This window comes from Boseongicola sp. (assembly GCF_057460485.1).
The window spans coordinates 1-11660 of sequence record NZ_JBVCWP010000109.1; the positions used below are offsets into that span (position 1 = coordinate 1).

Here is an 11660-nt window from a genome sequence, read left to right on the forward strand (position 1 = left end):
CCGCCCCAGCGAAGCAGAACCCGGACAAAGCCCGAACGGGTATCCAGACCCAGGGCGTAATAAGCACAAGCGACAGCAGGACCGCGATTGCAGCAATCGCACACATTGCTCCGAACGCTCTGATATGACCCACGCGTGCAACAAGGGTTGGTGTTCGCAGGCAACCCGCCACATAGCCGATCGCCCATCCCGTGCCGAGAAGACCCAGCGAAGCGGCGGAGAAGCCTTCTGCCTCACCCCGGATCGGCAGGATCAGGCTGTTTACGCCCCCTGCGAACAGCAGGAAGGCTGACCCCAATAAAAGAGCGGCAAGCGGAAAAAGGCTTCTTATCATCGCTGAGGTCTCATAGGTCACACCCTTTTAAGAGTTTTCTAATTCTAGGAACACGGCAAGAACGCGAAGCAATCGGAGGTTCCCGGATCTCTCACTTCAGATGAAACCAAACCGCGAAAGCGTTGCAATATGCTGATGGTGGGCATTGATACAAAAAAATAGAACGTAAGCCCTGTTCACATACCTAAGTTTTGGGCTGATTGCAGCGAGACTTTGCTTTGAGCACAAATTCCCGAATGCCACCGCTCGCAAAACTCGACCTGTTGCGTCAAAAGTGGATGCACAGAAGGTCCAACTCCTGAACCATCAATTAGTCCGGTTTGGATCGGGCTCCAAGCCGCTGGCGAACTCGACGCTAGCGCCTCTAAAGCGGCAGGACTGGCGCGCGGCATATCCCGAAAGATTTCTTCACTGACCCTATTGTTACGCGCTCATAAGATAGCCACATGCTTTGTAATTGGCACTCAGGTGTGGCGAGTGCCAATGGATATCTAAGCACGCCACCCGTTTCCGGAAGTCTCGAAAAGGAGTATTTCCATGATGTTTACCCCACTCCATGACCGAGTCTTGGTTCGCCGTATCGAAGGCGACGAAAAGACATCTGGCGGTCTAATTATCCCCGAAAACGCCAAGGAAAAACCGCAAGAGGGCGAAGTCGTTTCCGTTGGTGCAGGCGCAAAAGACGATGCAGGCGCGCGTATCGCCATGGACGTCAAAGCTGGCGACAAGATTCTGTTCGGCAAATGGTCCGGATCTGAAATCAAGATCGATGGCGAAGAACTGATGATCATGAAGGAGAGCGACATTCTCGGCATTATGGCCTGAACCTCGCTCCAACTTTCACACGTTTTCAACTAGGAATACCGACATGTCTGCAAAAGACGTAAAATTCGGCACGGACTCCCGTGACCGCATGCTCAAGGGCATCAATACTCTCGCCAATGCTGTCAAAGTCACCCTCGGCCCCAAAGGCCGTAATGTGATCCTCGACAAATCTTATGGCGCACCGCGTATCACCAAGGACGGCGTTACTGTCGCCAAGGAAATCGAACTTTCGGACCCCTTCGAGAACATGGGCGCGCAACTGGTGCGCGAGGTCGCATCCCGCACCAATGATGAGGCCGGAGACGGCACGACAACTGCTACAGTTTTGGCGCAGGCTATCGTCAAAGAAGGTATGAAATCGGTTGCCGCGGGCATGAACCCGATGGATCTGAAACGCGGGATCGACAAAGCTGTCGCGGCAGTTGTTGCCGAGGTCAAGGCGATGTCCCGCCCCGTAGGTGATACCGACGAGATCGCAAAAGTTGGCACCATCTCGGCCAACGGCGAAGCAGCCATTGGCCAACAAATCGCAGACGCTATGGCAAAGGTCGGCAACGAAGGCGTTATTACCGTCGAAGAGAACAAAGGCCTTGAGACCGAGACTGAGGTTGTCGAGGGCATGCAGTTCGATCGCGGATATCTCAGCCCGTATTTCGTAACCGACCCAGCTAAGATGGCCGTCGATATGGAAGATTGCGTCATCCTGCTCCACGAGAAAAAGCTGACATCATTGGCACCGATGGTTCCATTGCTTGAGGCCGTCATACAGGCGAACAAACAGCTTTTGGTTGTTGCCGAAGATATAGAAGGCGAAGCGCTCGCAACGCTTGTCGTCAACAAGCTCCGTGGAGGCTTGAAAGTTGCTGGCGTCAAAGCCCCTGGTTTTGGCGATCGCCGTAAGGCGATGCTGCAAGATCTCGCCATCCTCACCGGCGGACAAGTGATTTCTGAAGAGCTTGGTATCAAGCTGGAAAGCGTCACTTTGGATATGCTTGGCGTTGCAAAGAAGGTCACGATAACCAAAGACGCCACGACGGTCATTGACGGGGCGGGTGACAAGGCTGCGATTGCGGCAAGAGTTACTCAAATCCGGGCGCAGATCGAAGAAACCACTTCCGACTATGACAAGGAAAAGCTGCAAGAACGTCTGGCAAAACTCGCCGGTGGAATTGCAGTGATTAAGGTCGGCGGTGCGACAGAGATCGAAGTGAAAGAGCGTAAAGACAGGGTCGATGATGCGCTGAATGCGACGCGCGCTGCAGTACAAGAGGGCGTCGTGCCCGGCGGTGGCACCGCGCTGGTGCATGCAGGCAAAGTGCTGGACGGGCTTAAAGGTGACAATGAGGACCAATCTGCTGGTATCAAGATTGTCCGCAAAGCAATCCAAGCACCGCTGCGCCAAATCGCTGAAAATGCTGGTGTCGATGGATCAGTTGTCGTCGGAAAGATCATTGAAAACAAAAGCAAGTCGTTTGGGTATGATGCGCAAACCGAGCAATACGTCGATATGTTGAAAGCGGGTGTCATTGATCCGACCAAGGTTGTCCGGATCGCACTTGAATATGCAGCATCCGTCGCGGGCTTGCTGGTTACGACTGAAGCTATGGTCGGTGACAAACCCACAAAGGCAGGTGGCCACAGCATGTCCGACATGGATGGCATGGGTGGTATGGGCGGCATGATGTAAGCGACTGCTCAAAAAAACGGCCCGCAGGCTTTTGTCTGCGGGCCTCCGTCCTCAGGACAGCCGGGTCGAATTTTCTTGATTTTGAGCCAGATAAGGAGACGTCGGGGCCCCAACGTAATTTTTGACCACATTGGAGGGAAAACCTATGCCAATTTCATCAATCACTGACCTCGCCGGACGCGTAATGCAGACTGTCGCGATAGCTGTTCTGGCAGCTCTGGCTTTCGGTCTCCTTGCCGTTTCTATCGCTGCATCCGTGGGCTTTTTGCCATGGTTTACTTTCGCCATGACTGTCGGCGATGCGACAGTCCTCAACGCGGGTATGTTTAGTCAGTTGATTGTAACTGCCGCAGTATTCTCCCTCCTCTTCATGGCGCCTACAAACGCGCGCATCTTGAAACTTGAAAGAAGCCATCGCGACTTTCGCATCAGTATGGACGATGTCGCACGAGCATTTCACGCATGTCATGCAGCAGACCGATCTGGCATCTTTACGATGTCATCAGAATTCGACGCGGTCCGGGAGCGTCTGATGTTCCTTCGCGATCACCCCGACCTGGGCCAGCTCGAAACCGACGTGATGGAAGTCGCTGCACAAATGAGCCAGCAGTCCAGCCAGCTCGCGGATACGTATTCCGATGAAAATGTGACCCGTGCAAAGGGCTTTCTTCGACACCGCCAGATTGAGGCTGAAACCCAACAACACAGGATCCAGCAAGCTCTGCGTGCATGCAATGAAATCAAGTTGTGGACTGAACAGGTCGATATCGAAGAAGAAGCCGTGGCAATGCAACTTCAGCGCCTGGTAAAGACAGTGAGAAATGTGCTTCCGCCGCTTGGATTTGAAGTCCTTGCAAAGGAAGCTGTGTGCGACATGAAGATCGTTCCTCTCGGTGTCGGGCAAAAGCAACTCAGTTGACGGGTTGTCACAAAATTATCGGAAAAGTCACACGAAGCCTTGGCAGAGGAAACCAGCTTGAGGCGGGCAGTGCGCTTTCACACCATCGTGTGATGACCAAACATTCGCCCGTGTGCGACTTCAAGGCGCGCCCCGACATCATCCGATCAAATTTTAAACTGAACCGTACCGACGCTCTCAATGAGTGGCGTGGTCTCGGAGCTGCATGAGGGGCAGGGCAACTGTCCTGACAGAGACGTGTTCGCTTTCGTCTGAGAGCACCGATTGGAGTGGGTGCCTCACTTATGGACTTGCCAGAATCTCGAATACCCCCTCACGATCCGATAACACCAGCAAAAGGACCAGGTCTCCTGGTTGCACTTGGTCAAGTATCAGCTTTGCTCCGGTCGAAGGAGAACTGGCGTGCAGGATGCGTTCGGGTTTGATCCCGGCGGAGATAGCCGCCGTTTCGATGAGAATTGGTGTTTCACCCAATGTTCGACCGCGTAAATAATCTGCAATTTCTGCGGCGACGATCAAATCGGGCTGAAACTGCAGCGCCGCCGTCACCGCTTCGTCGATATTCTGATTGGACCGGTCTCCAGGCTGGCTCAGCAAGACGAACCGCCGTTCTGACGGGATCAGCGCTAGTGCATCACACACCGCCGCAATCGAGTGGGGGTTGTGCGCAAAATCGACGAAAACCCGCGCGCCATTGTAGTGAAACTCATTTAAGCGGCCTGGGTTGTTCCTGGGATCAGAAATGAAGCTTGAAAGCCCAACCCGGATCGCTTCGCCCGGTATACCGAGTGCGGTTGAAGTACACATCGCCGCCAGCGCGTTGTGGACGTTGTGTCTAGCCGCTCCCGATAAGGTGATTGGCACATCCCTTACGTCGAGGGTCCATGCTTCGGCGGTGCCATCAAAAAAGATCAGCTCGTCGCCCTTGAGATAGGCACAAGGTTTGCCAAGCGCTCGCGCCTGAACGATCTGGGGCGTGGAGGCGTGCAGTGAAAACCACCAGATCGCTGCGGTCACGTTGATTGCCGCATCGACCACGTGGGAATCATCAGCGTTTAAGACCAGAACACCATCCGGCGCCAACGCGCTCGCGACCACAAACTTGACCTGTGCCAGCTCCGGCAGCGACGTCACGCCATACTCTCCCAAGTGGTCCTTGGCGACGTTTGTTACGACGGCCACACGGGCGCGCCGGGTTGGCAACCCGCGACGCAAGATACCACCGCGCGCCACTTCCAGGCAGGCGATCTGGACCCGTGGGTCGCGCAGAACCATCCGCGCGCCTCCCGGGCCAGAATAGTCACCACGATCAAGGACATCGTCATCGACCTGCACGAGATCGGTTGACGTCAAGCCCACGACCTTGCCTGCAGCACGCGCAATCGTAGCGCAAAGACGCGTTGTCGTTGTCTTACCATTTGTGCCGGTGATGAGCGCAAATGGCACATCATGCAGGTCCGACCAATCAACTTTGTCCGGTGTTGGCACCTCCGCCACGGACCATGTCTTGGAACTGGCCCCGTGGCCAAGAGAAACCTCATCATCGTCGCAGAGGATATCAACGTCATGCAAAGCAGCCGCAGCAATCAAAGTGATCAAGCCCGGATTTGCCTCTTGCGCCATGACCGTTTTCAGATCGTTGATCATGCGGTCGAACGGCGAAGGCGCGACGTTCAAGAGTTCTGCCGCGCAATAGTGCCATGCGGTTTGGGCTACGTAGACAGCAGAGTAAAGCTGATCGAGCGGAGCGGAGATCGTCAGACTAACGCCCCCCCGGAAACGCCGGTGGGCGATATTCTCGTCTTCCCAACCAAGCGCATCCAACGCAAGGCGTGCGTGTTTCTCCCACAGAGCCGTCAAGATGCCAGGATCAAAATCCTCAAAGAATATATCCACTACCGCGCCAGGACGATTCCAAATCAGGCTCGGACCGGTTAGGCGGCGAACTGGGTCGACACGGATATTGTCGGCCTGCGCCCAGTCGATATCAAGTGCGGCCTCAAGCTGTTCTATACGATCCATCTCACGGCCCTGTTCAATCTCCGTCTTCGATATCGCCTCGGGCCAGTCGAACACCGCGCGAGTCGCGTACCATACTTGAATCGCCGTCGATCATTTCTTCAAAAGGAGCAGGCACCTGAGCGCTCACCGGGATCGACGCTGCGGACCCCGTCTGCTCGGGCGCATTGAAATAGATGATCTGTTTCCAGCAGCGGGCACTGTTGTCGCCGAAGATGATTACAAGATCGCCCGGTTTTGCCATCTCGAGGCTTGCCGCAACCGCGTCTTCCTCATTCGGAATGACCGAGATTTGATTTTCCGAAATTCCGTTCTTGAGAAATTCGGCTTTGAACATCTGCGGTATCTCATCGTCGCCGCGCTTGCGCCTGTCGTCGTCCGCCTTGCAGATATAATGGTCGAAATGCCCCGACAGGATGCGTGCTGCATCCGCAACATCGCAGTCGCGGCGATCCCCAGGAATCGACAGCACGCCAATGCGCCTCCCCTTGACGTCCAGACGATCGGCAAGTCCTGCCATCGCGCCCAAGGCGGCCGGGTTGTGGCCATAGTCAAGGATCACCTTGAAGGGATGCTCATCAAACACATTCATCCGACCTGGTGCCTGAAAGTAGCTCGTGTCGAAGGTCCGCAGACCGATGCGGATATTGTCAAGATCAACGTCGAAACTATAGGCCATAGCTGCCGCAAACATTGCGTTTTGGACGTTGTGTGTGGCCTTGCCTTCAAGGGTCGCGGGGATCAGATGCGACCACAGAACGGGCATATGCAGTCCGTTATCGTAGATTGTCAGCATGTCGCCGCTCATGCCCTGTTCAAGGACAATTGCCTTACCCCCTTCCTTGATATGCTCTTTCACCAGTGTGTGGCCGGGATTGACGGTGACATAAAAGATTGAATCCACATCTGCGTAGTCGGCCATTTTCAGGCATTCAATGTCATCGGCGTTCAGCACCGCAGTTTGAGTGGCACTTTCGATGACCACACGCTTGACGACGGCCAGTTGCTCGACCGTTTCGATGCCACCCAGACCAAGATGGTCGGCGGATACGTTCAAACACGCCGCGACGTCTGAACGCTGATAGCCAAGTCCACTGCGCACCAGCCCGCCACGCGCGGTTTCCATTACGGCGAAATCGACCGTGGGGTCGCGCAGCACCATCTGAGCCGACTTTGGACCGGTCATATCGCCCTTGACGCTGAGTTTGCCATCTACATAGACCCCGTCGGTAGAGGTCATGCCGACGATCTTACCACTGGCTTTCATGATGTGGCCCAGCATACGCGAGGTCGTCGTTTTGCCGTTTGTGCCGGTGATCGCCGCAATCGGGATCCGGCTTTGCTGCCCCAGCGGGAACAGCATGTCGATCACTTTGCCCGCAACATCGCGTGGCTGACCCTCAGAGGGGGCAACGTGCATGCGAAAGCCAGGGGCCGCATTCACTTCGACAATTGCACCTCCGATGTCCTTGTAGGAGTGTGTGATGTCGTCGATCAGGAAATCGACGCCGCCAACGTCCAGTCCCACTGCCATGATCGCGCGTTCTGCCATGTCGCGATTATCTGGGTGAACGACATCGGTAAGGTCGATCGCGGTACCGCCAGTGGACAGGTTGGCAGTCGAGCGTAAATAAAACACCACCCCCTCCGCCAGGACCGTATCAGCAGTGTGCCCAGCATCCGCGATCAGGCGCTTGGCCTGATTGTCTATCTCAAGAATGGTCAGAACTTTCTGGTGTCCGATGCCGCGGCGCGGATCCTCGTTTGCGATATCCACAAGCTCAGCAATACTGTGCTTGCCGTCGCCGGTGACGCGGCCAGGCACCCGTTTGGCCACCGCAACCAGCTTGTTGTTCACGACCAGCATCCGGTGATCAAAGCCGGTAACAAAGCTCTCGACCAGTATGGCTGCGCTTTTCGAATGTGCTTCGGCCTCGGTAAATCCGGCGGCGACCTCTTCATCTTTCTTCAGGTTTATCGAGACACCTCGCCCATGGTTGGCATCCAAAGGTTTGACCACAACGGGAAAGCCAATCTTACGGGCGGCCTGGATGGCCTCGGTGGCGCTGTAGACGATACGTTGCTGTGGCACGGGCAGCCCAAGATCGTTTAACAGATTGTGCGTGTCTTCCTTATCGCATGAGATTTCCACAGCGATATGTCGGGTCTCGGACGTGACGGTTGCCTGAATACGCCGCTGATATTTGCCATGCCCGAATTGCACCAGGGATCCTTCGTTCAGCCGAATCCAAGGGATGTCGCGCTCATGGGCCGCCTTAACCAAAGAACCGGTCGAGGGACCGAATTCCTTGCGTTGGGCATGCAGTACAAAACTGCGCAATTCAGTTGGCCAATCGAAGGCAGGATCGAATGCGTGATCGACCTGGTCCTGCAATGGCTGGGGCAGAAGATGCATCAACAGCCGCAGCGCAAGCTCACCTGCGGCCAATCCCACATCGCGCTGGCGGTAGGCATAGACCATGTTGTATTGTCCATGCACTCCGGTCCCGCGCGTCCGGCCAAAGGAGATATCCGTCCCGGCGACATTTTGCACTTCGATGGCGCAATGTTCCAGAATATGACCCATCCAGGTGCCTTCATCTTCGCGCAGCCGGCGCAAGAAACCCCCGGCTTCGCCATAAGAGCAGCCGTGGTCTGAAAGCCCAGGCAACGCAGCAATCAGCCCTTGGAGGAACTCTGATCCGATTTTGGCAGAGGGCCAGTCTTCCAATATCCCCAAATCTATGACGTGCCGTATTACAGGAAATTCAGCCCAGACATTGGGGCCGACAAAGACATTTGTTGAGATTATTTTCAAATGGTTGCCTTGTTGATTAATATATTACTCCGCACAGGACGGAGTTCTAGACGTCCGGGACCGACAAGGCAGAAAGCGCCAAATGCCCTGGCGGTGGATATCCGATACGTGCCTTCAGATCATAACGACACCCCTCACCCAACACGTCAAGACGCAGGCCCAGTAGGCTTAGTGCCTCGCCCGGTTTGGCATCCCACATTGAGGAATGGGTCATCTGGCTGGCGTCAACCGCAGTCACCGTACCGCTCCCGACCACTTCCAACACGTTATCGGGTCCAATAAAGGCTGCGGTGTCTTCGTCAATGCCCAGGCCGATCAGAAACGGGTTAAAGGACGACGCGGTCAGCAAACGGCCAAGCCGATTGCGCTGAGTAAAGTGCTGATCGATGATGACCGCATTTGTCAGGCCGATACCGGGTGCCAGTGTGACCGTCCCCTCGGCTGGGGACTCGTTATCTAGTCCTCCCGCGACCATATGTTCTGACATGATCGACGCACCGGCCGAGGTGCCTGCAACAGGAACCCCCGCGGCATTACGGTGCCTGATCTTTGTCACCACAAGCGTCCCGCCCAGAATAGCCGAAAGCCGCAATTGATTGCCACCAGTCATGAATATGCCCGTAGCGTTGTCCAACATCTGGGAAAACTCGGGATTGTCGCAATCTGACCGGCGCGAGATCGGGAGAAACTCCACCTTGCCCGCGCCTAAGTTGGAAAAGATGCGGTTGTAGTCCGGGCCAGTCTCATTCAACATCGATGCCGTTGGGATCACTACGATATAGGCATCTGCTCCGCCCGAAAGCTCAACGAACTTGCGGTGAATTTGCATTTCCTTAACGCGGTCTTCGCCCCCACCGATTGGTATAATAAATCCGCGATCGCTTTCGTCGGCCAATGATGCTGGGCACATATTGCTTTGAAATCCTTTGACTGCCTCAGGTCGGGTCAAGCTTTGTGATCGCTACATTCTACCCTATGGCGTCGAAACAACAGACACACCACGTCAAATCCGAGATAACATCAGTAAATCAAGGGTTTTCACCAAGAATGCTGATATCCGCATCGCTTTAACGCCCAAAAGAACTTTTCCACACAGGCTCACAACATCCAATAGGCTATTTTTGAGGCACAAGAACACCAAAAACTGTGAGCGGCCAAAATAGCGTAAATCACGAACCCTCCGTGAGGCACTGTCAGAGCAAATCGGATTAAGCCGGGTAGGGCGGTTTTGCAGCGCTCATCGATGACAAAACACGACCCATTTCAGTCCTTTCAAAGCCCCCCCGAGGTCATTCGTCTGGCGGTTATGCTGTATCTTTGGTTTCCGCTTTCGCTGCGGAATGTAGAAGACCTGCTGCACGAGCGAGGGATCTATATGAGCCACAAAACCCTGCGGGTCCGGTAGAACAGATTTGGCCCGATGTTTGCCCTCGAGATCCGAAGAAACCGGGTCAGTCGGATGCAATCCTATTCGAACTGGCCGTGGTTCATGGACGAGGTTTTCGCGAAGATCAATGGAGAGATGCACTATCTTTGGCGGGCGGTTGATCACGAAGGTGAGGCTGCGGAGGTCTATGGTACCAAACCACTGGCGCAACATCCGTGCCGAGAATTCGCACCCTCATCGTTAAACCAGTCACAGTATCAATCATCATCCATGGTTCATTGAATTGTAGTTTCGATATGGGAAGGGGACCTAAAATCGGACCTGGCCTTAGCAGGATCACCACAGGCAACATGATCTTCTGCGAACCCTATGTGAGGAGCACTGTGTGATAATCACATGAATATCTATGTGTTAAGTAATTAAAAACAAATAATAAAAATTAGTCGAACTCTTGAAGTGGCGGCGGTACGTCCCTACCTCTATTGGAGCGTTGTTAGGCATCAGGGGAACTTATGGAATTTATCAAGGCACGGCACGATTTCACCGCACAACGCAGTTTATGCGGAAAACACAAGGAACGCACCGCTCTGTTATTTCCACTACTGGTCGAGGCGGTGGATGTTGCCCTTGAGAACATGGACGCATTGGCAGGCTTGAAGGCGGTGGAAGACCGACTGAACGATTTGCCCGATATTGTGAAAGTTCGTCATCTAATCAAACAGTGGTTGGAGATACGAATTGAGGCAGAAATGACTTTCGTTGAGACAATGATGGTCTACGAGGACACGCTCGTTTTGCCGGAAGGCAATGTAGATACGCCCAATCCAAAAACAGGCGATTGACCCGCTCCCGTCCCAATAGAGTGACCCGCCTCACAGGAGCCGTAGACGCTTCGGGGCAGGCCGTGAAGGCCGTCTCCAAGACGACACGGTTGCATGGGCCAAGGAGAATATGGAGACCGTGCTGAAGGTGCCAAGCTGCCCAGCGGCGGCTGTCTCCTTTTGGAGACCGCCAGCGCGTTAGGTATATCCGAAGAGGACGTTGATCATGTGCTGACTGCTGCACGTCAGGAGACTTGACCTCTTCCGCCGCCAGAATCCTATCTAATTTATTGTCTTTAAATGGTATTAATTCGAACATCTGAGGCTGCCCGCCAGACCTAGGTCCCGATAATTCGGTGAGACGTACCGCCTCCCTTTCGTTGGGTTTGGTAATCCAAAACCAAAAACCACTTTTGATCTAACTCAAGGCGAACAAATGCCTGCCGTGCTACGATAACCATTGTCCCGAAGTAAGAGTACTGACCCCGGCGTTCATCTGATGTCGGGGTTATTTTTTTGCCGGGAGTACGTTTGACCATGCCTCATGGATGCCGCGTATCGGTCTCGTGGCAGTCGCGAAGAGGGCCGAGGTAAAGCCTCGTTCAGACTATCACCTGAGCGGAGCACTTTCATGTCTGGTCCAAAGCTTCTGTGTAGGCAGCGGGCCATTGCCATTGACGCAAATCAATCTGTCCGACTGCGTCTGACGATAGAATAAGGAACTAAGAGGATTAGTTCAGGAGAGCGAAATGTCAGTTTCAGTTCCTAAAATTGTTTGTTTGGCGGCGGAAAACATCGCGATGTCAGCTTCAGCCCTTTTGGGCCGGCGACACTGGTCGTGAAGAGGACG

7 protein-coding genes and 2 pseudogenes are annotated in these 11660 nt (G+C 54.4%); 5 read left to right on the plus strand and 4 right to left on the minus strand.

The window, feature by feature from the left end; genetic code table 11:
* A pseudogene (locus AC221Y_RS13075) lies at nucleotides 1–334 on the minus strand (MFS transporter); the annotation flags it as partial.
* Between the two features lie 537 nt (nucleotides 335–871).
* On the opposite strand from AC221Y_RS13075, the gene AC221Y_RS13080 reads away from it, so the two are divergent.
* The 3 genes from AC221Y_RS13080 (at nucleotide 872) to AC221Y_RS13090 (ending at nucleotide 3765) form a co-directional block, all read left to right on the plus strand.
* Nucleotides 872–1159, plus strand: a complete 288-nt coding sequence (locus tag AC221Y_RS13080; RefSeq protein WP_486707479.1) for a co-chaperone GroES — start codon at nucleotides 872–874, stop codon at nucleotides 1157–1159.
* Between the two features lie 43 nt (nucleotides 1160–1202).
* A complete protein-coding gene (groL, locus tag AC221Y_RS13085; RefSeq protein WP_299752758.1) occupies nucleotides 1203–2846 on the plus strand; it encodes a chaperonin GroEL in 1644 nt (547 codons plus the stop codon).
* Nucleotides 2847–2991: 145 nt separating this feature from the next.
* Complete coding sequence (locus AC221Y_RS13090) at nucleotides 2992–3765, plus strand: DNA repair protein (RefSeq protein ID WP_299752755.1); 774 nt, start codon at nucleotides 2992–2994, stop codon at nucleotides 3763–3765.
* Between the two features lie 282 nt (nucleotides 3766–4047).
* Here the strand turns inward: AC221Y_RS13090 and AC221Y_RS13095 are convergent, their stop codons facing one another.
* From AC221Y_RS13095 to AC221Y_RS13105, 3 genes are read right to left on the minus strand one after another with little or no spacing between them, the layout of a single operon-like run.
* Nucleotides 4048–5787: a Mur ligase family protein gene (locus AC221Y_RS13095; protein WP_486707480.1), complete on the minus strand. Its 1740-nt coding sequence runs from the start codon at nucleotides 5785–5787 to the stop codon at nucleotides 4048–4050.
* Between the two features lie 13 nt (nucleotides 5788–5800).
* On the minus strand, nucleotides 5801–8602 hold the full coding sequence (gene cphA, locus AC221Y_RS13100) for a cyanophycin synthetase (RefSeq protein ID WP_299752749.1): 2802 nt from the start codon (nucleotides 8600–8602) through the stop codon (nucleotides 5801–5803).
* A 46-nt stretch (nucleotides 8603–8648) separates the two neighbouring features.
* Entirely contained in the window at nucleotides 8649–9512 is an 864-nt protein-coding gene (locus AC221Y_RS13105; protein WP_299752746.1) for a cyanophycinase, read from the minus strand.
* Between the two features lie 333 nt (nucleotides 9513–9845).
* Here AC221Y_RS13105 and AC221Y_RS13110 point away from each other — a divergent pair.
* Together AC221Y_RS13110 and AC221Y_RS13115 are read left to right on the plus strand one after the other, a co-directional pair.
* A pseudogene (locus AC221Y_RS13110) lies at nucleotides 9846–10271 on the plus strand (DDE-type integrase/transposase/recombinase).
* Nucleotides 10272–10501: 230 nt separating this feature from the next.
* The gene (locus tag AC221Y_RS13115; RefSeq protein WP_299752743.1) at nucleotides 10502–10831 is read left to right on the plus strand and encodes a hypothetical protein; all 330 of its coding nucleotides are present in this window, start codon (nucleotides 10502–10504) and stop codon (nucleotides 10829–10831) included.
* Nucleotides 10832–11660: the final 829 nt, after the last annotated feature.

Coding starts and splice junctions, on each gene's coding strand:
- AC221Y_RS13080 (WP_486707479.1), top strand. CDS start 872: ATGATGTTTACCCCACTCCATGACCGAGTCTTGGTTCGCCGTATCGAA.
- groL (WP_299752758.1), top strand. CDS start 1,203: ATGTCTGCAAAAGACGTAAAATTCGGCACGGACTCCCGTGACCGCATG.
- AC221Y_RS13090 (WP_299752755.1), top strand. CDS start 2,992: ATGCCAATTTCATCAATCACTGACCTCGCCGGACGCGTAATGCAGACT.
- AC221Y_RS13095 (WP_486707480.1), bottom strand. CDS start 5,787: ATGGATCGTATAGAACAGCTTGAGGCCGCACTTGATATCGACTGGGCG.
- AC221Y_RS13105 (WP_299752746.1), bottom strand. CDS start 9,512: ATGTGCCCAGCATCATTGGCCGACGAAAGCGATCGCGGATTTATTATA.
- AC221Y_RS13115 (WP_299752743.1), top strand. CDS start 10,502: ATGGAATTTATCAAGGCACGGCACGATTTCACCGCACAACGCAGTTTA.